Raw genomic sequence first — 23,145 nt, 5'->3', positions numbered from 1 at the left:
CTGACTCCTTGTGGCGCGCGGGTTGGCCGGTCCTGCGCGCGTGGTTACACTCCTCGCTCTTCCATCAGACCTGGAGCCGTCCGTGGACTGCCTATTCTGCAGGATCGTCGCCGGTGAGATTCCCGCGCGCAAGCTTTACGAAGATGACCAGGTGATCGCCTTCAACGACATCGACCCGAAAGCGCCGGTGCACTTTCTGGTGATCCCGAAGAAACACATCGCCACCCTGCACGACCTCGGCGAGCAGGAGGACAAGGCCCTCGCGGGGCACATCCTCTTCACCGCGCAGAAACTCGCCCGCGAGCAGCGCTGCGACGAGGGTTTCCGGGTGGTGATGAACTGCAACGAACTGGGCGGCCAGACCGTCTACCACATTCATATGCACGTACTGGGCAAGCGCCCCATGAGCTGGCCGCCGGGCTAGCCAACGGCCTCTGCGTTGATCTGTCCCAACCCGGCGCCAAGCCCCGCGGCTTAAACTTGCCGCCCTCGTTCGTTCTGGAGTTCGTCATGTCCGATGCGCGTCACTACACCCCGGTCGATCGCCTGCTGCTGCAGGCCAACACCGCCCTGCGCACCCTGCTGCCGTTCACCGGGCAGCCCTATCGCCCATCGCCGGCCCTGCTCAAGGACGAAGTGGCTCTCGAACCCAGCCAGACCCGTCATGTCGCCGGCCTGATGCGCATCAACCACACCGGCGAGGTCTGTGCCCAGGGCCTCTACCAGGGCCAGGCGCTCACCGCCAAGCTGCCGGCGATCCGCAAGGCGATGGAACACGCCGCCGAGGAAGAAATCGATCACCTTGCCTGGTGCGAACAGCGCATCCGCGAGCTGGGCAGCCACACCAGCGTGCTCAACCCGGTGTTCTACGGGCTGTCGTTCGGCGTCGGCGCGGTCGCCGGGCTGATCAGCGACAAGGTCAGCCTGGGCTTCGTCGCCGCCACCGAGGACCAGGTCTGCAAGCACTTGGACGAGCACCTCAAGCAGATTCCCCCGGAAGACCAGAAATCCCGCTCGATCCTCGAGCAGATGCGCATCGACGAGGAGCAGCATTCGACCAACGCCATCGCCGCCGGCGGGTTCCGCTTCCCGGCGCCGGTGAAGTTCGGCATGACCCTGCTGTCCAAGGTGATGACGAAAAGCACCTACCGCATCTGATCCTCGATGCAGACGAAGAAAAGGGCGCCGAGGCGCCCTTTCTTTTTGCCCGATGCGTTCGCCCGTCAGCCAAGCTCGACGATCTCGTAGTCGTGGGTGATCTCGACGCCGGCGTTGCCGAGCATGATCGACGCCGAGCAGTACTTCTCCGCCGACAGCTCGATGGCACGCTTGACCTGCGCCTCCTTCAGGCCGCGGCCCTTGACCACGAAATGCAGGTGGATCTTGGTGAACACCTTCGGGTCTTCGCTGGCGCGCTCGGCCTCGAGGAACGCCTCGCAGCTTTCCACCGGCTGGCGCGACTTCTTCAGGATGCTGACCACGTCGAAGTTGCTGCAGCCGCCCAGGCCGATCAGCACCATCTCCATCGGCCGGACACCCAGGTTGCGGCCGCCATTTTCCGGCGGGCCGTCCATCACCACCACATGGCCGCTGCCGGACTCACCGAGGAACATGGCCTCACCGGCCCACTGAATGCGTGCTTTCATCGCCGCGCTCCGCTGCTGAAAAGTGCGCCAGCTTAGCATGCCGCCTCCGCGACGCCGCAGCGCGAGCCTGGACAACGGGTGACGCCTGGGCGGCCAGAAAACGGATTGCCCGCTCCGGGACCTCTGTTAAGCTGGCGCCAGACCACCGGCTCGACGCCGGGACGTATTCCAAAGAATCTGCCTGCAAACACGACAGGACCGCGCGGACCTCTGCACTCGCCATGGCGAGGCGGAATGCTGCATCGATTGGCGCATTATTGCCGGTCAACCCCGCGGAAGCCGGCGGCCTGGAACGATTCGGGCGCGGCTACGTGTATCAACCTTGCCTCGATAACCTGCCGCTTCGGATATTCTCACGGCGTCTGGACAGCTCATCCCTCTCTCGGAAATCAGGCATGGTCGCAATCACCCTCGCTCCAAAGATCAAGAACCTCGACAGACTCCTCTCGCATTGCCATCGCCGCCGCTACGCCGCCAAGAGCACCATCATCTATGCCGGCGACCGCTGCGAAACCCTGTTCTTCATCATCAAGGGCTCGGTCACCATCCTCATCGAGGACGACGACGGTCGCGAGATGATCATCGCCTACCTCAACGCCGGGGATTTCTTCGGCGAGCTGGGCCTGTTCGAGAAGGACGATGCGGAAAAGGCCCGCAGTGCCTGGGTCCGCGCCAAGACCGAGTGCGAGGTCGCCGAGCTGAGCTACGCCAAGTTCCGCGAACTGTCCGAACGCGACCCGGAGATCCTCTACATTCTCGGCGGGCAGATGGCCGAGCGACTGCGCGCGACCACGCGCAAGGTCGGCGACCTGGCCTTCCTCGACGTCACCGGCCGCGTCGCGCGCACGCTGCTGGAGCTGTGCAAGCAGCCGGATGCGATGACCCATCCGGACGGCATGCAGATCAAGATCACCCGGCAGGAAATCGGCCGCATCGTCGGCTGCTCCCGCGAGATGGTCGGTCGCGTCCTCAAGAGCCTCGAGGAACAGGGCCTGGTCCACGTGAAGGGCAAGACCATGGTGGTGTTCGGCACACGCTGAATCCGGCGCATGAAAAAGCCGGCGCTTGGCCGGCTTTTTCATGCGCGCGAATCGCTCAGGAGGCGTCGCTGCCCAATCCGCTGCTGCGCTCGGGGAAGAACAGGCGCTGCAACTCGATGCCCGGATCGTCAGCGCGCATGAACGCCTCGCCGACCAGGAAGGCGTGCACCTCGCTAATCTGCATCAGTTCCACGTCGGCACGGTTGAGGATGCCGCTCTCGGTGATCACCAGACGCTCGCGGGGAATTCGCGGGAGCAGGTCGAGGGTGGTTTCCAGGCTCACCTCGAAGGTGTGCAGGTTGCGGTTGTTGATGCCCAGCAGCGGCGTGTCCAGTGTGGCCAGCGCGCGGTCCAGCTCGTCGCCGTCGTGGACTTCCACCAGCACGTCGAGGCCGACGACCTTGGCCGTGGCCGCCAACTCGCTCATCTGCGCATCGGAGAGCGCGGAGACGATCAGCAGGATGCAATCGGCGCCCAGCGCGCGGGCTTCGACCACCTGGTAGGGATCGATCATGAAGTCCTTGCGGATCACTGGCAGGCTGCAGGCGGCGCGCGCCTGCTGCAGGTAGACATCGGCGCCCTGGAAGAAATCGATGTCGGTCAGCACCGACAGGCAGGTCGCGCCACCGGCTTCGTAGCTGCTGGCGATCTCGGCCGGGACGAACTGCTCGCGGATCACGCCCTTGCTCGGCGACGCCTTCTTCACCTCGGCGATCACCGCCGCTTCCTTGCGCTTGACCCGCGCTTTCAGGGCCTCGGCAAAACCGCGCGGCGCATCCGCAGCGGCGGCCAGTCGTTCCAGCTCGGCGAGGCTCACGCGTGCGCGGCGCTCGGCGACTTCCTCGGCCTTGCGGGCGAGGATCTTCTCCAGCACGGTGGGCACGCTCATGCTTCGTTCTCCTGCTTGAATATGCCGGTGAAGGCGACCAGCTCGTTCAGTTTTTCCCAGGCCAGGCCGGTATGCACGGCGTCGTGCGCCAGGCGCATGCCGTCCTCGAGGCTGCTCGCATGCCCGGCCACGTAGAGCGCGGCGCCGGCGTTGAGGACGATCATCTCTGCGGCCTTGTGGCCGTTGTCGCTCTTGCGGCGGCCCAGGGCGTCGCGGATCAGCGCCAGCGACTCGGCGGCGCTGGCCACGGTCAGGCCGATCAGGCTCTGGCTCTTGATGCCGAAGTCTTCCGGCTGGATCTGGTATTCGCGCACCGATCCCTCGAACAGCTCCGCGACGTAGGTCGGCGCGGCCAGGCTGATCTCGTCCAGCCCGTCCTGCGCGTGCACCACCAGCACGTGCTCGCTGCCCAGGCGCGCCAGCACCTCGGCCATCGGCCGGCACAACGCCTGGCTGAACACGCCGACCACCTGGCGCTGCACGCCGGCCGGGTTGGTCATCGGCCCGAGCAGATTGAACAGCGTGCGCAGGCCGAGCTCGCGGCGCGGGCCGATGGCGTGCCTCATCGCGCCATGGTGCGACGGGGCGAACATGAAGCCGACGCCGACGGTCTCGACGCAGCGCGCCACCTGTTCCGGCTTGAGGTCGAGGTAGACCCCGGCGGCCTCCAGCAGATCGGCACTGCCGCTCTTGCCGGATACCGCGCGGTTGCCGTGCTTGGCGACGCGCCCGCCGGCCGCCGCGACGACGAAGGCCGCGGCGGTGGAGACGTTGAAGATATTCATCCCATCGCCGCCGGTGCCGCAGGTGTCGACCAGGCGTTCGGCGTCGATGTGCACCGGCGAGGCCAGCTCGCGCATCACCTGCGCGGCGCCGACGATCTCGTCGATGGTCTCGCTCTTCATGCGCATGCCCATGAGGAACGCGCCGATCTGCGCATCGGTGCACTGGCCGGTCATGATCAGGCGCATCACGTCCTGCATCTCGGCGGTGTTCAGGTCAAGCTGGTTGACCACCCGGTCGAGGGCTTCCTTGATGTTCACCCGCGTACCCCGCCGGTCTGCTTGAGGAAATTGGCGAACAGTTCGTGGCCCTGCTCGGAGAGGATCGATTCGGGGTGGAACTGCACGCCTTCGACGTTCAGCGTCTTGTGCCGCAGCCCCATGATCTCGTCCACCGAACCGTCGTCCAGACGCGTCCAGGCGGTGACTTCCAGGCACTCGGGCAGGGTCTCGAGCTTGACCACCAGCGAGTGGTAACGGGTCACGGTCAGCGGGTCGTTGAGCCCGGCGAACACACCCTGGTGCTCGTGGTAGACAGGGCTGGTCTTGCCGTGCATGACCTGGCGCGCGCGCACTACGTCGCCGCCGAAGGCCTGGCCGATGCCCTGGTGGCCGAGGCACACGCCGAGGATCGGCAGCTTGCCGGCGAAATGGCGGATCACCTCGAGCGACACACCGGCCTCGGTCGGTGTGCAGGGGCCGGGGGAGATCACGATGCGCTCGGGGTTCAGCGCCTCGATCTCGGCCAGCGTCAGTTCGTCGTTGCGCACGACCTTCACCTCGGCACCCAGTTCACCGAGGTACTGCACCACGTTGAAGGTGAAGGAGTCGTAGTTGTCGATCATTAAAAGCATGGAGCCCACCTCTGGATTCGGATCGCGCCTCGGCAAGGGGAATCGATGTACCGGCTTGCTGAAGCAGCGAAGGTGCCGGTGGGTATCGTCTTGCGGAGGCAGGAGTTGCAGCCCGGCAGTGTCCGGGCGAACGGAATCAGGCGCGCCAGCGCCAGCGGGCGTGGGCTTTGATGACTCGCATCAGGAGGGTGCTGGATGTCACGGGCTTGTCTCGGATTTAGCTGCCCGCACAGTAGCCCAGCCGGGGCCTTCGCTGCAATAACGCCGTGGGCGAACGGACCGCCGCGACACGCTCATCAGGCGTCCTGAACGGCGCGCGCGCGGCCACGGAAGAAGTACAGGGCATCGATGAAGCGTTCGCCCTGGGCGCGGTTTTCCACCTGGAAGGCGTTCAGCGCGGCGCCGTCGGTGTTGATCAGCAGGACCTCGTAGTTCCGCGCGCCGCCGAGCAGTCGCGCCTCGCCGAGGTTGCCGAAATACAGGCGCTCGCTGTCCGCCGGCTCCGCGCCGGCGACGTCAGAGGCCAGCGCCGCCGAGCCCAGCGAGGCCGCCGAGCCGAAGCCGGTGACCGGCGCGATGATGCCGTTGCCGAACCACAGGTAGGTCTGGGTGAATTCCAGGGCGTCGGCGCGCAGGCCGGGGCGATTGGCGCGCACCACCTGCTCGATCACCTGGCGTGCTTCGCCCTCGCTGATCGGCGCCGGCGAGTGGGCAATGGGTGTGGACGCACATCCGCCGAGCAGGAGCGCGGCGGCGAAGAGGAAGAATAGGGTGCGGAGGGGGGGGGTCTTTCGCATCGTCTGAGTCCTTGTCGATACGGGGGCCGGGAGGTTCCGCCGGTAGTGGCGAAACCCTGGCCCCTTCTCCGGATCAGACGCCGTCGTCGACGCTTTGTTCGGCCAGGGCGACGGCGCGGAACATGGCGCGGCGCTTGTTCAGCGTCTCCTCCCATTCCAGTGCCGGCACCGAGTCGGCGACGATCCCGGCGCCGGCCTGCACGTGCAGCTCGCCGTCCTTGATCACCGCGGTACGGATGGCGATGGCGGTGTCCATGTTGCCGTTCCACGCCAGGTAGCCTACCGCGCCGCCGTAGACGCCGCGCTTGACCGGCTCCAGCTCGTCGATGATCTGCATGGCGCGCACCTTCGGCGCGCCGGACAGCGTGCCGGCCGGGAGGATCGCGCGCAGCGCGTCCATCGCGCTCATGCCGTCCTTCAGTTGGCCGGTGACGTTGGAGACGATGTGCATGACGTTGGAGTAGCGCTCGATCACCATCTTCTCGGTGACCTTCACCGTGCCGGTGTCGGAGACGCGGCCGACGTCGTTGCGGCCGAGGTCGATGAGCATCAGGTGCTCGGCGACTTCCTTGGCGTCGGAGAGCAGGTCCTTCTCCAGCGCGAGGTCCGCTTCCTCGTTGGCGCCGCGCGGGCGGGTGCCGGCGATCGGGCGCACGGTGACCAGGCCGTCCTCGACGCGCACCAGCACTTCCGGCGAACTGCCGACCACGTGGAAGTCGCCGAAGTTGAAGAAGTACATGTACGGCGTCGGGTTGAAGCAGCGCAGCGCGCGGTACAGATCGATCGGCGCGGCCTTGAACGGGATCGACATGCGCTGCGAGATCACCACCTGCATGCAGTCACCGGCGAGGATGTAGTCCTTGATGGCGCCCACCGCGCGCTCGTAGTCGTCGCGGCTGAAGCTGGAGCGGAATTCCGGCTCGCTGACGGCGGCGGCGTTGAAGTCCAGCCCCAGGCGCGGCGCGATCGGCTGGCGCAGCGTGGCGCGCAGGACCTTCAGGCGCTCCAGGCCCTTCTCGTAGGCGCCCTCCTCGGCCGGATCGACCAGCACGATGGCGTGCAGCTTGCCGGCCAGGTTGTCGAACACCACCACCGCGTCGGAAACCATCAGCAGGATGTCCGGCGTGCCCAGCGGGTCGGGATTCGGGCAGTGGGCGAGTTTCTTCTCCACGTAGCGCACGCTGTCGTAGCCGAAGTAGCCGACCAGGCCGCCGTCGAAGCGCGGCAGGTTGGGCAGCGTCGGCACCCGGTAGCGCGCCTTGAACTGCTCGACGAAGGCCAGCGGGTCGTCGCTTTCCAGCGCCTCTACCTCGCGGTCGTCCTTGCTGACCCGGACCTGGTTGCCGTGGGCGCGCAGCACGGTGCGGCACGGCAGGCCGATGATCGAGTAGCGGCCCCATTTCTCGCCGCCCTGCACGGACTCCAGCAGGTAGGAGTGCGGCGCATCGGCCAGCTTCAGGTACAGCGACAGCGGCGTGTCGAAGTCGGCCAGGGTTTCGAAGGCCAGGGGAATGCGGTTATAGCCGGCAGCGGCCAGACACAGGAATTCTTCGCGGGTCATGATCAGTCTCGTGGCAAAACTAGGTAAGAAGGTCGCAGCAAACGCCGGAAGGACCGGCCGGAACGGATCAGGCGCGCCAGCGCCAACGGGCCAGAGCCTTGATCACTTTCATCCAGAGTTTGCCGGTGACCACCACGTTCTGATCTCGCAAGGCGGGGGGATTGAAACGAGCGGCCACGTTAGCGCAGGGCCATGGGCGAATCAACTCGGCAGCAGTTCGCGCAGGTCATCCAGCACCAGGTCCGGGTTTTCGTTCTCGATCGGCTCGCCGTGGTTGTAGCCGTAGCGCAGGCCGACGCAGCTCACCGCCGCCGCGCGCGCGGCACGGATGTCGTTGCGCGAGTCGCCGACGAACAGCGCCTGCGCCGGCTCGACCTCGGCCAGGCGCAGCACATGCAGCAGGCCGGCGGGGTCGGGCTTCTGCCGGGGCAGCGTGTCGCCGCCGACGATCCAGCGGAAATGCCCACCCAGGCCGAGCTCATCCAGCAACGGTTCGACGAAGCGCTCGGGCTTGTTGGTGATCACCGCCAGCGCCACGCCCTGCGCCTTGAGCCAGGCCAGGGTGTGCGCCACGCCGGGATAGACGGTGGTCAGCGCGTGGCCACCGGCATAGGCCTGCATGAACAGTCCCAGCGCGTGCTCGGCCTCGCCGGCATCGACGCCGGCGTGATCCATCTGCCCGGCCAGGGCGCGGCGCACCAGAACCGGCGCGCCGTTGCCGATCCAGTCGCGCACCCGCTCGACGCCGGCCGGCGCGCGGCCGAGCTGGGCCAGCATGCTGTCGATCGCGGCGGCGAGGTCGGGCACCGAGTCGACCAGCGTGCCGTCGAGGTCGAACATCACCAGGCGCGGCAATGCGTCGGGGAACAGCCGCTGCAGTCCGTTCATCCGCGGGCCTGGGCCAGCTCGGCGCGCATCGCGTCGATCACCGCCTTGTAGTCGGGCTGGCTGAAGATCGCCGAGCCGGCGACGAAGGTGTCGGCTCCGGCGGCGGCGATCTCGCGGATGTTCTGCACGTTCACGCCGCCATCGATCTCCAGGCGGATGTCGCGGCCGCTGGCATCGATCAGCGCGCGTGCTTCACGCAGCTTGTTCAGCGTGCCGGGGATGAACTTCTGCCCGCCGAAGCCGGGGTTCACGCTCATCAGCAGGATCATGTCGACCTTGTCCATCACGTACTTCAGCGCGTCCAGCGAAGTCGCCGGGTTGAACACCAGGCCGGCCTTGGCGCCACCGCTCTTGATCAGCTGCAGCGAACGGTCGACGTGCTCGGAGGCTTCCGGGTGGAAGGTGATGTAGCTGGCGCCGGCCTCGATGAAGTCGCCGATGATGCGATCCACCGGCTTGACCATCAGGTGCGCGTCGATCGGCGCGGTGACGCCATACTTACGCAGCGCCGCGCAGACCATCGGGCCGATGGTCAGGTTGGGCACGTAGTGGTTGTCCATCACATCGAAGTGAACGATGTCGGCACCGGCGGCGAGCACCTTGTCGACGTCTTCACCCAGGCGGGCGAAGTCGGCGGAAAGGATCGACGGGGCGATGGCGTAGGGTTGCATGGGGCACCTGCTGGGCTCGTCACGGAAGGCGCGCATTGTACCCGCTCCGCCCGGGCAGACGTAGGCCGGTGGTGCGCATGGCACCCCATACGGAGCGCAGACTCCAACGTAGGGTGCGCCGCGCGCACCGATACCCAGGCTTCGGTGCGGAAGCAGCGCAAGACATCGTGCGCCACCTCGCGGTGCGCATGGCGAAACCTACGGACGAGCGTAGGATGCGCCGCGCACCATGACCGACGTTTCAGATACCGCCCAGGCAGAGGTACTTGATCTCCAGGTACTCGTCGAGGCCGTACCTGGAGCCTTCGCGGCCGAGGCCGGAGGACTTCATGCCGCCGAACGGCGCCACCTCGGTGGAGATCAGCCCGGTGTTGATCCCGACCATGCCGTACTCCAGCGCCTCGGCGACACGGAACACGCGCGACAGGTCGTGGGCGTAGAAGTACGCCGCCAGGCCGAACTCGGTGTCGTTGGCCTGGCGTACCACGTCGGCCTCGTCATCGAAGCGGAACAGCGGCGCCAGCGGGCCGAAGGTTTCCTCGCGGGCCACGTCCATCTGCGCGGTGACGCCGGTGAGGATGGTCGGCTCGAAGAAGTTGCCGCCCAGCGCCTTGCCGCCGGCCAGTATCCGCGCGCCCTTGGCGGTGGCATCGGCCAGATGGCGCTGCACCTTGGCCACCGCGTTGGCGTCGATCAGCGGACCGGTGGTGACGCCCTCGCGGGTGCCGTCGCCGACCACCAGGCGCGAAACCGCGGCGGCCAGTTTTTCGGCGAAGGCGTCGTAGACGCCGGCCTGCACGTAGATGCGGTTGGCGCAGACGCAGGTCTGCCCGGCGTTGCGGTACTTGGAGATCATCGCCCCTTCGACCGCCGCGTCCAGATCGGCGTCGTCGAAGACGATGAAGGGCGCGTTGCCGCCCAGCTCCAGCGAGAGCTTCTTCAGGGTCGGCGCGCACTGCTCCATCAGCTTGATGCCGACGCCGGTGGAGCCGGTGAACGACAGCTTGCGCACGATCGGGTTGGCGCACAGCTCGGCGCCAACCTCGCGCGAGCGCTGCGCATCGGCGGTGATCACGCTGAACAGCCCGGCCGGAATGCCCGCGCGCTGCGCCAGCTCGGCCAGCGCCAGGGCGCTGAACGGCGTCTGCGGCGCCGGCTTGAGCACCATCGCGCAGCCCGCGGCCAGCGCCGGGCCGACCTTGCGGGTGATCATCGCCGCCGGGAAGTTCCACGGCGTGATCGCCGCGGTGACGCCCACGGCTCCTTGGTGACGATGATGCGCTTGTCCGGCTGGTGGCCGGGAATGGTGTCGCCGTAGACGCGCTTGGCTTCCTCGCCGAACCACTCGAGGAAGGACGCGGCGTAGAGCACTTCGCCACGCGCCTCGCTCAGCGGCTTGCCCTGCTCGGCGGTCATGATGCGCGCCAGGTCTTCCTGGTTTTCCAGCATCAGCTCCCCCCAGCGGCGCAGCTTGAGCGAGCGCTCCTTGGCGGTGAGCTTGCGCCAGGCCGGTTGCGCGGCCTGGGCGGCGAGAATCGCGCGGCGGGTTTCGGCGCCGCCCATGTTCGGCACCGCGCCCACCGGTGAGGCGTCCGCCGGGTTGAGGATTTCGGTGCGTTCGCCGGCGTCGGCCTCGCACCATTCGCCGTTCAGGTAGGCCTGCTGGCGCAGCAGGGCCGGGTCGTTCAGTTCGATGCTCATAGCGGTTCCTAAATCTTGGGTTCCAGGCTCAGCGCCGGCGTCGGCGCCGCCGGATCGGGAGTGTCGTCGAAAGGCAGCTCGCCGGGCGCCGGCAGGTCCTTGGTGAAGGTGCCGTCGTTCTCGCCCTTGAAGAAGCGCGCGCCGTAGATCAGCAGGCAGAGGCCGACGCCGATGGCGAAGGCCCAGCCGGCGCCCTTGATCGCCAGCACCGCGCCGATCACTCCGGCGATGCCCAGGTCGCGCTGGCTACGCGCCTCCATGATGCCCAGGCGCACGCTGACGTAGCCCTGGATCAGCAGCGTCAGCGCCAGCGCCACACCGAGAATCGGCTGCACGAAGGTCACCACTGGCAACAGCAGCAGGCCGGTGTTGGTGCCCCAGCGGAACGAGCCGGTGCCGCCGTAGATCGACTTCATCGCCTTGGCGCCGCCTTTGAAGCGCTCAGTGATCACCACCTGCATCGCCGACCACTGCGGGCCGCACATGGCGATGTCCGGGCCAAGGATGCTCATCAGCGCGTTGCGCCCGCCGAAGATCAGGTGCGAACGGTTCGGGTTGAAATCGACCTTCTCGTCACGCCGCACGTGGTCGGCCTCGGCAAGGATCGCCCGGGCGCCGAGCACGTCGCCGAACACCACGAGGTAGGCGGCCAGCACCGTCGGGATGGCGGTGACGAACATCATCAGCGGCGGCATGCCGAGGCCGAATACGGTGTACTGGCTCCACAGCGTGGCGAAGTCGGGCTTGCTGATGCCCCACTGCAGGCTCGGCCAGGGCGCCTCGCCGAACAGCGGCGCAACCAGCACGGCGAGGATGATGATCGGGAAGATCCCCAGCTTGGCGAAGTTCCACCAGAAGGTGCTGCTCTTCTTCAGTTGCTGGAAGTGCTGCGAGAAGATCAGATAGAAGGCCAGGCCGATGGCGATCGAGATGGTCCAGGGGAAGCTATCGAAGCGCCCACCTTCCTTGAATACCGCGACCACCGCGGACAGGCCGGCGCCCATGATGATCCCGGCCTTGAGCGCCGAGGGCACCAGCGCGACGACCTTGCGCGCCGAGCCCGTCACCCCGAGCAATATGGAAAAAGCCCCGAGCGTCAGCTGGAAGGCAATCAGCGCGTGGATGCGCTCCGGGCCCTCCGGGAACTGCGTGCAGTAGGTCATCAGCAGCGGGATCGCCGGCGTGATCCAGCCCGGCACCACCGGATCGCCGAGCAGATGGTGCAGCAGGTAGAGCAGGCCGTTGAGCATGACCACCGCCAGCGCCACCTCGAAGGGCATGCCGAGGAACTCGGTCATCATCGGGATGGCGGCCAGGTCGACCGCGCACATCAGCAGCCCCTGCAGGTAGTCCGGCAGCTCGAAACGGTAGTGGATGAACGGCAGGCGCAGTTTGAACGGGCCCAGCGGGATGTAGGGCGCCTCGACGCCCAGGTCTTCGTTTTGCGACATGGTGGAACACCTTTTATTGGTATTGATGGTGACGGTGCAGCGCGGCAGCCCCTCGCTGGCGGCCGGATTTCACGTGACTCAGTAGGCGGCGCGGTAGATCTGCTCGATGTCGCGGGCGTTGAACTTGCGCGGGTTGTTGCGCATCAGGCGGTCGATCTTGCTGGCCTCTTCGGCCATCTGCGGGATCGCATCCTCGGGTACGCCGAAGGCGCGCATGCCCTTGGGAATCTCCACCGCGGCGCACAGCGCGGCCATCGCCTGCACCGCGCGCTCGGCGGCGTCGAGGTCGGACAGCCCTGCAACCGGCTCGCCCATGGCTTCGGCTATGTCACGGAAGCGCTCGACGCAGGCCAGCTTGTTCCAGGCCATCACGTAGGGCAGCAGCAGCGCGTTGCTCTCCCCGTGGGCGATGTTGAAGCGGCCACCCAGCGGGTAGGCCAGCGCGTGTACCGCGCCGACGCCGGCGTTGCCGAAGGCCATCCCGGCCATCAGGCTCGCGGTGGCCATGTCTTCGCGGGCCTGGATGTCGTTGGGGTTGGCGTAGGCCTTGGGCAGCGACTTGGCGATCAGCCTGATCGCGCCGATGGCCAGCGAATCGGTGATCGGCGAGGCGTTCAGCGACAGGTAGGACTCGATCGCGTGCACCAGCGCATCGACGCCGCTGGCCGCGGTCACGCCGCGCGGGCAGGTCAGGGTCATCAGCGGGCTGACCAGCGCCACGTCGGGCAGCAGATAGTCGGAGACGATGCCCTTCTTCAGCTGCGCTTCCTTATCCGAAAGGATCGCCACATTGGTGACTTCCGAGCCGGTGCCTGCGGTGGTCGGGATGGCGATCAGCGGCGGGCCCTTGCGCTTCACCTGGTCGACGCCGAAGAGTTCTTCCAGCCTGCCCTCGTGGCCGGCGTAGGCGGCGACGCTCTTGGCGATGTCGATGGCGCTGCCGCCGCCGACGCCGATCAGCCCGTCGTGGCCACCCTGGCGATAGGCCTGGGTGCAGTCTTCGACGATGGCGATTTCCGGCTCGGGCTTGACCTGATCGAAGAGACCGTAGGGGCGCCCGCCGAGCTGGCTGAGCACCTGGTCGACGGTGCCCGACTGCACGAGGATGGCGTCGGTGACGATCAGCGGGTTGTGGATGTTCAGGCGGGTCAGTTCGGCATCCAGCTGCTCGACGGCGGAGCGCCCGGTCAGCAGCTTGTTGGCGATCTTGAATGCGGCGATGGTCATCGGCTTCACCTTGTTGTTCGTTATGGGAGGTGGACGCCGACCATTGCCAAAGCTGTGCCAGATTGTCGCAGACCGCGCTGCGCCTGGCGCGCGGCCCTCTCAAGCCCCTCGCGAACGCAGGGACATGATTGGTTTTCTACTCGCTGAAGCGGGCATTGATTGAAAAGCTAATCGCTGCGCTCCCAGCGTTTCATCTTCTGCACCACCGTCGCCTGGCTCACGCCCAGCGCCTTGGCCGCCAGCCGGGTGGTCTTGTGGCGCTGCAGCGCCTGGCGGATCGCCAGCCGTTCGGCGCGCTCGACGATGCGCCGCAGGTCGAGGTCGGCGCCCTCGGCCGGCAGCAGCCCCGCGCGGCATTCCTCCGGCAGGTCGAGGGTTTCGATGCGCGCGCCGGAGCAGGTCACCACCAGGCGCTCGACGACGTTGATCAGCTCGCGGATGTTTCCCGGCCAGGGGTAATCGAGCAGCAGGTCGACCGCCTCCAGGCTCCACTGCAGCTCGCGCCGGTGCCGTGCGTTGAAGTGCTCCAGGTAATAGTCGAGCAGCGGGCGGATTTCCTCGCGGCGCTCACGCAGCGGCGGAATGCCGATGGGCACCACGTTGAGCCGGTAGAACAGGTCGGCGCGAAAGCCGCCCTCGGCCACCATCCGCCGCAGGTCGCGGTGGGTGGCGGTGATCACGCGCACGTCGACTTCCTTCAGCTCCAGGCCGCCGACCGGGATGAAGCGGTTCTCTTCCAGCACCTTGAGCAGCTTCACCTGCAGCGCCAGCGGCAGGTCGCCGATCTCGTCGAGGAACAGGGTGCCGCCATTGGCCAGCTCCAGCAGGCCGCGCTTGCCCTTCGCCGAGGCGCCGGTGAAGGCACCTGGCGCGTAGCCGAACAGTTCGGCCTCGACCAGGTGCTCGGGCAGCGCGCCGCAGTTCAGCGAGAGGAAGGGTTCGGCGGCGCGCGCGCTGGCGTTGTGGATGAACTGTGCGACCAGCGTCTTGCCGACCCCGGTCTCGCCCTGCAGCAGCACTTTCACGTCGCTGGCGGCAACCTGCCGGGCCAACGCGAAAACCGCGCCGGCGACCTCCTGGCTGGCCACCAGCGGCGAGTGCAGCAGGTCGTCGCGCGGCCCTGCGTGCAACTGCGCGGTGCTGCTGCGCAACTGCTTGAGCTGCTGCAACTCGTCCCGCTCGTGCTTCATGCGCAGCAGCTCGGTCATGTCGCGCACCGCGCTGACCACGTAGCGGATGCGCCGGTCGGCCTCGAGGATCGGCGAGGCGCTGACCAGCAGCTGCTTGCCGTTGCCCAGGCTCTGCATCACCGAGAACGGCTTGCCTTCCTTGAGCACGCGCAGGGAAGCGGATTGCGAGATCACGCCCTCGCGCACCAGGTCCTGCATGTTGCGGCCGACCAGTTCGTCGCTGCTCAGTCCGGTCAGGCGCTGGTAGGCACGGTTGATCTTCAGCGTGGTGCCGGCGGCGTCGGTGATGTAGACGCCGTCGTGCAGGGCGTCGAGCAACTCTTCGAAACTGGGATCGTTGAGGTCCATGCGGCCTCTCCTGCCGGGCGGGCGGAAAAGCCGCAGAGTGTACCGGCCGAAGCGAGCAGTAGACACGCGGTGCGCACGGCGCGCCCTACCCGCTCGCGCCGCGGGCCTGCCGTAGGTGCGCCGCGCGCACCGAGCACAAAGCGCTACTCGGCGACCGCCGTGCGCAGTTTCTCGCTGCGCCCGCGCAGCCATTCCAGCGTCAGGAGCAGCACCACCGAGAAGCCGATCAGCAGGGTCGCCGCCGCGGCGATGGTCGGCGAGAGGTTCTCGCGGATGCCGCTGAACATCTGCCGTGGCAGCGTCGCCTGCTCGGGGCCGGCGAGGAAAAGCGTCACCACCACTTCGTCGAAGGAGGTGGCGAAGGCGAACAGCGCGCCGCTGATCACCCCCGGCGCGATCAGCGGCAGGGTCACCCGGCGGAATGCGGTGAGCGGCGAGGCGCCGAGACTGGCGGCGGCGCGTACCAGGTTGTGGTTGAAGCCCTGCAGAGTTGCCGACACCGTGATGATGACGAAGGGCACGCCGAGCACCGCATGCACCAGGATCAGCGACAGGTAGCTGTTGCCCAGCCCGAGCGGGGCGAAGAACAGGTAGCTGGAGACGCCGACGATCACCACCGGCACCACCATCGGCGAGATCAGCAGGCTCATCACCAGCGCCTTGCCGCGAAACTCGCCGCGGGTCAGGCCGATCGCCGCCAGGGTGCCGAAGAGCATCGCCAGCAGGGTCGCCGCCGGCGCCACGATCAGGCTGTTGGAAAGCGCGCGCATCCACTCGCTGGAGCCGAAGAAATCGGCGTACCAGCGCAGCGAGAAGCCCTGCAGCGGATAGACCAGGAAGGTCCCGGCGTTGAACGACAGCGGGATGATCACCAGCACCGGCAGGATCAGGAACAACAGCACCAGGCCGCAGAGCAGGCGCAGGGTGTAGAACCAGACGCGCTCGACGGGGGACATGTAGGGACTCAGCATTTCTTTCTCCTCAGCCCAGGCGCAGGCGACCGGCGCCGACCAGCCAGCTGTAGACGACGTACAGGATCAGCGTGGCGAACAGCAGCAGGCCGCCGAGCGCCGTGGCCATGCCCCAGTTGATGGTGCTGTTGGTGAAGAACGCGACGAAGTAGCTGACCATCTGGTCGTTCGGGCTGCCGAGCAGCGCCGGGGTGATGTAGTAGCCGATGGACAGGATGAACACCAGCAGGCAGCCGGCGCCGATGCCGGCGACCGTCTGCGGGAAGTACACCCGCCAGAAGCTGGCGAACGGGTGGCAGCCCAGGGAGATGGCCGCGCGCATGTAGGTCGGCGAGATGCCCTTCATCACGCTGTAGATTGGCAGGATCATGAACGGCAGCATGATGTGGACCATGGCGATGTACACGCCGGTACGGTTGAACACCAGTTGCAGCGGCTGATCGATCAGGCCCAGCTTGAGCAGTGCGCCGTTGATCAGCCCGCCCGACTGCAACAGCACGATCCAGGCGGCGACGCGCACCAGGATCGAGGTCCAGAACGGCAGCAGCACGAGGATCATCAGCAGGTTGCTGGTGCGCGTCGGCAGGTTGGCCAGCAGGTACGCCAGCGGATAGGCCAGCGCCAGGCAGATCGCGGTGATCACCGCGCCCATCCAGAAGGTCCGCGCGAAGATGTCCAGGTAGATCGCCTGGTCCGGCGTCGCCGGCGCCACTTCGCCGAGGTCGTCGATGCGGTGGTCGACCGCGGCGAGCAGGTAGAACGGGGTCAGGCTGCTGGCGTTGCGACGGATCGCCTGCCAGTAGGCCGGGTCGCCCCAGCGCTCGTCGAGCGCCTCGAGGGCGTCCTTGTAGGAGGCCGGCTCGCTCTTGAGCGGCAGTGCGCGGGCGGTCTTCGCCATCAGGCTGCGGTAGCCGGCCAGCTCCATGTTCAGACGCTTGGAGAGATCGCCGATGGTCTGGTTCTTGCGCGCCTCGGCGAGGTCGGTGGCCAGCGCCTGGTAAACCGGCTCATCGGGCAGCGCCTTGCCGTCCCAGCTGGCGATGGCCTCGACGGTGCGCGGCAATGCGCCAACCACTTCCGGGTTGTTCAGACTGCGGTAGAGCAGCGCGCCCATTGGCACCAGGAAGGTCAGCAGCAGAAAGATCAGCAGCGGCAGGATCAGCGCCTGGGATTTCAGGCGGTTCATCCGCTCGGCACGCGCCAGGCGCTGCTTCAGGGTTGGCCCGGTGGCCTCGGTCAGGGGTACGGCGATGGCCATGGTTACTCCACAGGGTTTGCGCGATGAATGACGCCGGCGGCGCTAACCGCCGGCGTGGAATGCAGTTGCAGGATGGGTCGGGCGCAGCGATACCCGTGCCGCCACCACGATGGGTATCGCACGCTCAACCCATCCTACGCAGGCACTCGCCGCTTACTTCGCGGCCCAGGCGTTGAAGCGCTGTTCCAGTTGCTCGCCGAAGTCGGCCCAGAAGGCGACGTCCATGGCGACCTGATCCTTGATGTTCTCAGGCGTGGTCGGCATGTTCTTCAGCAGCGCCTTGTCCAGCAGCGGCACCGCCTGGGTGTTGGCAGGGCCGTAGGCGATGTTTTCCGAGTAGGTCTTCTGCTGCGCCGGCTGCACCGAATAGGCGATGAACTTGGCCGCTTCGTCCTGGTTCTTCGCGCCTTTCGGAATAGCCCAGGCGTCGAAGTCGTAGATGCCGCCGGTCCACACCACCTGCAGGTTGCTCTCCTTCTGCACGGCAGCGATGCGGCCGTTGTAGGCGGAACTCATCACCACGTCGCCGGAGGCGAGGAATTGCGGCGGCTGGGCGCCGGCTTCCCACCACTGGATGCTCGACTTAATCTCGTCGAGTTTCTTGAAGGCGCGGTCCTGGCCTTCCTTGGTGGCGAGCACCTTGTAGACGTCTGCCGGAGCGACGCCATCGGCCATCAGGGCGAATTCCAGGGTGTACTTGGCGCCCTTGCGCAGGCCGCGCTTGCCGGGGAATTTCTTGGTATCCCAGAAATCCGCCCAGCCGGTCGGCGCGCTCTTCAACTTGTCGGCGTTGTAGGCGAGTACCGTGGACCAGACGAAGAAGCCCACGCCGCACGGCTGGATGGCGCCGGGAACGAAGTCTTCGGCCTTGCCGAACTGCGCCGGATCGAGCTCCTCGAAGAGGCCCTCGTCGCAGCCGCGGGCCAGTTCCGGCGACTCCACTTCCACCAGGTTCCAAGACACGCTGTTGGTGTCGACCATGGCTTTCACCTTGGCCATTTCGCCGTTGTACTCGCCGGCGATGATCTTGTTGCCGGTGCTGCTCTGGTAGGGCGCGTAGAAGGCTTTTTCCTGCGCGGCCTTGTTCGCCCCGCCGAAGGAAATCACCGTGAGGTCGGTAGCCATCGCGTGGGCCGCACAGGTCATGCCGAGGGCGAGGGCAGTCAGTTTCAGGCGGTTGGACATGTTCTTCTTCTCTCCTAGCTGCTAGTGGGATGAAACGTGACGCCTCACCGCTACTCGGCGGCGAGCGGGTCCAGGGCGCGGACATGCTCGACGTGCCAGCCCAGCGGCAGCACGTCGCCCACGGCCAGGCTCGGGTCGAGTTCGGCGATCGGCTGCTTGACGAAGAAGTCGGCGTTGCCGCAGACCTCCAGGCGGATGCGCACGTGATCGCCGAGATAGATGAATTCCACCACGCGACCGGAGAAGCGGTTCGCGCAGTTTTCGCTGGTGCCGTTCAGGCGAACCCGTTCCGGGCGGATCGACAGGGTGACCGGCTCGCCGGGCTCGCCGACGTTCACCGCCAGCGCCTCGACCTTCTCGCCGCGTGCCAGGGCCACGGTGCAGCGATCGCCCTCGCGGCTGAGCAGCTTGCCGTTGAGCCGGTTGTTCTCGCCGATGAAGTTGGCGACGAAGGTGTTGCGCGGGAATTCGTAGAGTTCGCGCGGCGGGGCGATCTGCTGGATCTCGCCCTGATGGAACACCGCCACGCGGTCGGACATGGTCAGCGCCTCGCCCTGGTCGTGGGTCACGTAGACCACGGTGACGCCGAGGCGCTCGTGGATGTGCTTGATCTCCATCTGCATGTGCTCGCGCAGCTGCTTGTCCAGCGCGCCGAGCGGTTCGTCCATCAGCACCAGCTGCGGCTCGAAGACCAGCGCTCGGGCCAGGGCCACACGCTGCTGCTGGCCGCCGGAGAGCTGCGCCGGGTAGCGATGGCGGAAGGCGTCGAGCTGCACCATCGACAGCGCGCGCTTGACCCGCTCGCTGGCATCGCTGCGGTTCATGCCGCGCACCGAGAGCGGGAAGGCGAGGTTCTCGGCCACCGTCATGTGCGGGAACAGCGCGTAGTTCTGGAACACCATGCCGATGTCGCGCTTGTGCGGCGGCACGTTGTTCAGGCTGCGCCCGGCGAGGAGGATTTCGCCGTTGGTGGGCGTCTCGAAGCCGGCCAGCATCATCAGGCTGGTGGTCTTGCCGGAGCCGGACGGCCCGAGCAGGGTGAGGAATTCGCCTTTGCGAATGTCCAGGTTGAGGTCTTTGACGATCAGCGACTCGCCGTCGTAACTCTTCTGCACACCGCGAAAACTGACCAGTGTGTCGCTGCCTTGAATCTCGGCCATGAACCGCACCCTTCTCTCTGTCGTATGCCGTGAGCAGAGACTAGAGAAGCGCGCCGCGCGGAAAAATCGGGCGCCAGGAGAGATTCGCATCAGCCGCGCGGAAGAGACCTTGTAGGCATCGCCCTACAGTACGAAAGGACAATCGACGCGCGGCGAATACCGCGCAGCCACCGCCGCACCGCTCTCCCGCAGGTGGGCTTCAGCCCACCTCTCACAAGGACATCGGCGTATCGCGTGGGCTGAAGCCCACCCTACCGTTACCCGCCAGATTGGTACGGCCGAGCAGGCCGTTGGGTGGATCGCGCTTCATCATCGATCCACCGGGCGGTGCGACGGCGGATGAAGAGCGCCGGCTACGCGCCCCGGGCTGCGCGCCCCGATCTACCCTGCATCGGAAGGGGCGTCGGGTGGGTCGGTGTGCGAGCAGGCCCCAAGCCGGCGTCAGACCAGCTTGTGCTCCATCGCGTAGCGCACCAGGTCGGCCACCGAATGCGCGCCGAGCTTCTGCATCAGCCGCGCCTTGTGCGTGCTCACCGTCTTGCCGCTGACCGCCAGGTGCTGGGCGATCTCGTTGACGCCTTCGCCGCGCGCCAGGCGCTCGAACACCGAGAACTCGCGCTCCGACAACTGCGCGTGCGGTGGTCGCGAATCGGTCAGGCCGACCTCGAAGACCATCCGGTCGGCCAGCTCCGGGTCGATGTAGCGCCCGCCGGCGGCGACCTTGCGGATCGCCGTGAGCAGCAGCGCCGGGTCGCTGTCCTTGGTGGCGTAGCCGGCGGCACCGATCTTCAGCGCCCGCGCGGCCATCTGCGCCTCGTCGTGCATCGACAGCACCAGCACCGCCGGCGGCCTGGCCAGTGCGCGAATCCGCGGGATCGCCTCCAGGCCATTGACGCCGGGCATCGAGATGTCCAGCAGCACCACCTCGCAGGGCGTCTGCCGCAGCACGTCCATCAACTGCTCGCCGTTGCCCGCTTCGCCGACCACCTGCAGGTCCTTGGCCAGGGCGATGAGCTGCTTGATGCCCTCGCGGACGATGGTGTGGTCTTCAGCCACCAGAACCCGAATCATGCGATTTCCTCGTCCAAAGCGACCCGCACGCTGAGGGTCGTGCCCTCGCCGGGGCTGCTGTCGATGTGCAACTGGCCGCCTAGGATCAGCATACGTTCGCGCATGCCGACCAGGCCGAAAGATTTGCCCTGCCCGGCATTCTCGCCGAAGCCCTGGCCGTCGTCGCTGACGCGCAGGCACAGGCAGCCCTGCTCGACGCTCAGGCGCACCTCGACGGTATGCGCGCGGGCGTGACGCATGACGTTGGTCAGCGCTTCCTGCAACACGCGGAACAGGCCAATGGCCTTGGCGTCGGACAGCGGCGGCAGGTGCTCGGGCACCTCGACCAGGCAGGGAATTCCGCTGCGCGCCTCGAAGCGCCGCGCCTGCCACTCGATCGCCGAGGCGATGCCGGCATCGAGGATCGGTGGGCGCAGCGCGGTGGCCACGTCGCGCACCAGCTGGAACAGCTGGGCGATCAGCTTTTTCATGCTCTGCAGCCGCTCGCGCAGGCCGCTGTCGAGGTCGGCGTAGGCCAGTTCGCACATCGAGGTTTCCAGCTTGAGCACGGTGAGCATCTGCCCCAGCTCGTCGTGCACCTCGCGGGCGATGCGCGCCTTTTCCTCCTCGCGCACGCTTTCCAGGTGCGCCGACAACTGGCGCAGCTGGGCGCGGGATTCGGCCAGTTCGAGCTCGATACGCTTGTTCGCGCTGATGTCCCAGACCACGCCGTCCCACACGGCGCGACCGTCCTCGAAAAAGCGCGCGCCGGCCTTGATGTCGGCCCAGCGCAGCGAGCCGTCGCGGGTCAGGATGCGCCCCTGCCAGTGCCAGTCGCGGTCGTTGTCCAGCGCCGCCTTCTGCGTCGCGCGGTAGTCGTCGAGGTCATCGGGATGCACCAGCCCGCGAATCCCCCGGCCGCGCTCGATCAGCTCGCTCGCCGCGTAGCCGACCAGCGCCTCGCTGCCCTCGCCGATGAAGGCGAACGCGGCCGGCGCCTGGGCGTGCGGGCGCTCCAGGCGGAACACCAGGCCCGGCACGTTGGAGGCGATGCCCTTGAGCCGCGCCTCGCTCTCCTGCAATGCGGCGAGGGCCCGGCGGCGCTCGGTGACGTCGCTGAGGAACACCACCAGGTATTCCGAATCGGCGAAGCGCAGGAAGCTCAGCGACACGTCGGTCGGCAGCCAGCCGCCATCCGCGCGGCGGCAGGCGGTCTCGAAACTCAGGCCGCCGCCTTCGTCGCTGCGCGCGCGGCGCCACAGGCCGAGCCAGCGGTCCATGTTCAACTGCGGATCGAAATCACCCAGCGGGCGCTCCAGCAGGGCGCCGGGCGGATAACCGAGCATCGCCTCGGCGGCGCGGTTGGCGTAGCGGATGTGGCTGTCCCAGTTCACCCAGAGGATGCCGACCGTGCTCTGGTCGATGGAGAACTGGGTGAGGCGCAGCGCTTCCTCGGCGGCTTCGCGCAACTGGATCGCCAGGCGTGCCTCGGCCAGCCGTTTCTCCAGCCCGTGCTGCTGGCGCCGCTGCCAATAGACGAGAAATGCCGCGCAGCAGAACAGGATGCCGAGCAGCAGGCTGAGGTTCTGCCAGAAGCCAGGCGATTCGCCGAGCCGCGGATAGCGCGGCTGCAGCCAGCGCTCGTGTAACTGCTCCAGGTCCTTGGCCGGCAGGCTGCGCAGCCCGGCATCGACGATCGCCGAGAGCGGCGGCCAGTCGCGCCGGCTGGCAACGCGCAGCAACTGCGGAAAGCCGACATCGCCAACCACCGCGAGCCCGGCGAACTCCGCCTCGCGGGACAGCCGACCGAGCTGGGCTTCGTCGACCACGGCGTAGTCCACCTGCCTCTCGAGCAGCGCTCGCAACGCCTGGCGCTCGTTGTTCACCGCGACCTGGGCGATGGCGGGATAGGTGTCGCGCAGGTAATCGCTCACCGCGCTCGGCTGGCGCAGCGCCACGCTGACGCCGACCAGTTGCTCCATGTCCACCGCCGCGCCGCCCTCGCGCTCGCCGACCAACAGCTGCGGCACCCGCAAGTAGGGATCGGAAAACAGCCACAGGCGCAGCCCGGCCGGCGTCTGGCTGAGGCCCGGCGCGATGTCGATCTGTCCGCCGCGCAGGCCGCGCTCCAGGGCCGCGGCGTCCGGGTAGCTGTGCCAGCTCAGCTGCACCTGCAGCGCCGCCGCCAGTTGGTTCATCAGCTCGACGTTGAGCCCCGACAGCTGCTGGCGGCGGCGATCCAGCTCGGCATACGGCGCCTGCAGCACGATGCCGACGCGCAGTTGCGGATGCTCGCCCAGCCAGTCGCGCTGCGCGGCGCTCAGCGGCGGGTGCGCCGGCGCCGCCGCGGCGATCGCGGAAAGCGGCAGGCAGAGGACGAGGAGCAGCGAAAGCAGGCGGATCATGCGCGGGTTACCAGGACGGGCAGCCGGCATAGATTACTCCAGAGGCCGCTGCGCCTGACAAATCACCGGCG

General features: G+C 67.2%; 19 protein-coding genes and 2 pseudogenes. 3 read left to right on the top strand and 18 right to left on the bottom strand.

Annotated elements, in window-relative coordinates; all coding sequences use genetic code 11:
* The first annotated feature begins 82 nt into the window (after nt 1-82).
* Together B2X67_RS03245 and coq7 are read left to right on the top strand one after the other, a co-directional pair.
* On the top strand, nt 83-424 hold the full coding sequence (locus B2X67_RS03245) for a histidine triad nucleotide-binding protein (protein WP_286784594.1): 342 nt from the start codon (nt 83-85) through the stop codon (nt 422-424).
* An 86-nt stretch (nt 425-510) separates the two neighbouring features.
* Nucleotides 511-1,158 carry a 2-polyprenyl-3-methyl-6-methoxy-1,4-benzoquinone monooxygenase gene (gene coq7, locus B2X67_RS03240; protein WP_090225121.1) on the top strand — a complete coding sequence of 216 codons (648 nt, stop codon included), beginning with the start codon at nt 511-513 and terminating at the stop codon, nt 1,156-1,158.
* Between the two features lie 65 nt (nt 1,159-1,223).
* Here the strand turns inward: coq7 and B2X67_RS03235 are convergent, their stop codons facing one another.
* Complete coding sequence (locus tag B2X67_RS03235; protein WP_090225120.1) at nt 1,224-1,646, bottom strand: OsmC family protein; 423 nt, start codon at nt 1,644-1,646, stop codon at nt 1,224-1,226.
* Nucleotides 1,647-2,041: 395 nt separating this feature from the next.
* On the opposite strand from B2X67_RS03235, the gene crp reads away from it, so the two are divergent.
* Complete coding sequence (crp, locus tag B2X67_RS03230; RefSeq protein WP_090225118.1) at nt 2,042-2,686, top strand: cAMP-activated global transcriptional regulator CRP; 645 nt, start codon at nt 2,042-2,044, stop codon at nt 2,684-2,686.
* 55 nt (nt 2,687-2,741) lie between these two features.
* Here the strand turns inward: crp and trpC are convergent, their stop codons facing one another.
* From trpC to B2X67_RS03145, 17 genes and pseudogenes are all read right to left on the bottom strand, one after another.
* Entirely contained in the window at nt 2,742-3,575 is an 834-nt protein-coding gene (gene trpC / locus B2X67_RS03225; protein ID WP_286784593.1) for an indole-3-glycerol phosphate synthase TrpC, read from the bottom strand.
* A complete protein-coding gene (trpD, locus tag B2X67_RS03220) occupies nt 3,572-4,618 on the bottom strand; it encodes an anthranilate phosphoribosyltransferase (RefSeq protein ID WP_286784592.1) in 1,047 nt (348 codons plus the stop codon). Before trpD ends, trpC begins: the two co-directional genes overlap by 4 nt.
* Nucleotides 4,615-5,211, bottom strand: coding sequence for an aminodeoxychorismate/anthranilate synthase component II (locus tag B2X67_RS03215; protein ID WP_273234214.1), 597 nt, complete (start codon nt 5,209-5,211; stop codon nt 4,615-4,617). Before B2X67_RS03215 ends, trpD begins: the two co-directional genes overlap by 4 nt.
* Before the next feature lie 296 nt (nt 5,212-5,507).
* Nucleotides 5,508-6,008 (bottom strand): hypothetical protein, encoded by a 501-nt coding sequence (locus tag B2X67_RS03210; protein WP_286784591.1) that lies wholly within the window; start codon nt 6,006-6,008, stop codon nt 5,508-5,510.
* Nucleotides 6,009-6,081: 73 nt separating this feature from the next.
* Nucleotides 6,082-7,569: an anthranilate synthase component I gene (trpE, locus tag B2X67_RS03205; RefSeq protein ID WP_286784590.1), complete on the bottom strand. Its 1,488-nt coding sequence runs from the start codon at nt 7,567-7,569 to the stop codon at nt 6,082-6,084.
* 67 nt (nt 7,570-7,636) lie between these two features.
* A pseudogene (locus tag B2X67_RS03200) lies at nt 7,637-8,457 on the bottom strand (phosphoglycolate phosphatase).
* Nucleotides 8,454-9,128, bottom strand: a complete 675-nt coding sequence (rpe, locus tag B2X67_RS03195) for a ribulose-phosphate 3-epimerase (protein ID WP_286784589.1) — start codon at nt 9,126-9,128, stop codon at nt 8,454-8,456. The pseudogene B2X67_RS03200 and the gene rpe overlap by 4 nt, the downstream one beginning before the upstream one ends.
* Nucleotides 9,129-9,369: 241 nt before the next feature.
* Nucleotides 9,370-10,829 (bottom strand): annotated as a pseudogene (gene gabD, locus B2X67_RS03190) (NADP-dependent succinate-semialdehyde dehydrogenase).
* A gap of 8 nt (nt 10,830-10,837) precedes the next feature.
* Entirely contained in the window at nt 10,838-12,280 is a 1,443-nt protein-coding gene (locus tag B2X67_RS03185; RefSeq protein ID WP_286784588.1) for a hypothetical protein, read from the bottom strand.
* Nucleotides 12,281-12,358: 78 nt separating this feature from the next.
* On the bottom strand, nt 12,359-13,507 hold the full coding sequence (locus B2X67_RS03180; protein WP_286784587.1) for an iron-containing alcohol dehydrogenase: 1,149 nt from the start codon (nt 13,505-13,507) through the stop codon (nt 12,359-12,361).
* A gap of 167 nt (nt 13,508-13,674) precedes the next feature.
* Nucleotides 13,675-15,045 (bottom strand): sigma-54 interaction domain-containing protein, encoded by a 1,371-nt coding sequence (locus tag B2X67_RS03175; protein ID WP_282342393.1) that lies wholly within the window; start codon nt 15,043-15,045, stop codon nt 13,675-13,677.
* 143 nt (nt 15,046-15,188) lie between these two features.
* A complete protein-coding gene (locus B2X67_RS03170; protein WP_282342391.1) occupies nt 15,189-16,016 on the bottom strand; it encodes an ABC transporter permease in 828 nt (275 codons plus the stop codon).
* A gap of 10 nt (nt 16,017-16,026) precedes the next feature.
* Nucleotides 16,027-17,274, bottom strand: a complete 1,248-nt coding sequence (locus B2X67_RS03165) for an ABC transporter permease (RefSeq protein ID WP_286784586.1) — start codon at nt 17,272-17,274, stop codon at nt 16,027-16,029.
* Nucleotides 17,275-17,427: 153 nt separating this feature from the next.
* Entirely contained in the window at nt 17,428-18,459 is a 1,032-nt protein-coding gene (locus tag B2X67_RS03160) for an ABC transporter substrate-binding protein (protein WP_286784585.1), read from the bottom strand.
* A gap of 50 nt (nt 18,460-18,509) precedes the next feature.
* Nucleotides 18,510-19,619 (bottom strand): ABC transporter ATP-binding protein, encoded by a 1,110-nt coding sequence (locus B2X67_RS03155; protein WP_282342384.1) that lies wholly within the window; start codon nt 19,617-19,619, stop codon nt 18,510-18,512.
* Between the two features lie 441 nt (nt 19,620-20,060).
* A complete protein-coding gene (locus B2X67_RS03150; protein ID WP_286784584.1) occupies nt 20,061-20,690 on the bottom strand; it encodes a response regulator in 630 nt (209 codons plus the stop codon).
* Entirely contained in the window at nt 20,687-23,074 is a 2,388-nt protein-coding gene (locus tag B2X67_RS03145) for a PAS domain-containing sensor histidine kinase (protein ID WP_286784583.1), read from the bottom strand. The genes B2X67_RS03150 and B2X67_RS03145 overlap by 4 nt, the downstream gene beginning before the upstream one ends.
* Nucleotides 23,075-23,145 lie beyond the last annotated feature (71 nt).

Origin of the sequence: Pseudomonas sp. UBA3153 (assembly GCF_002364635.1) — a bacterium.
Taxonomy (GTDB): domain Bacteria; phylum Pseudomonadota; class Gammaproteobacteria; order Pseudomonadales; family Pseudomonadaceae; genus Pseudomonas_O; species Pseudomonas_O kuykendallii.
The sequence above is the reverse complement of the archived record's forward strand: the minus strand, read 5'-3'. Positions and strand labels throughout refer to the sequence as shown.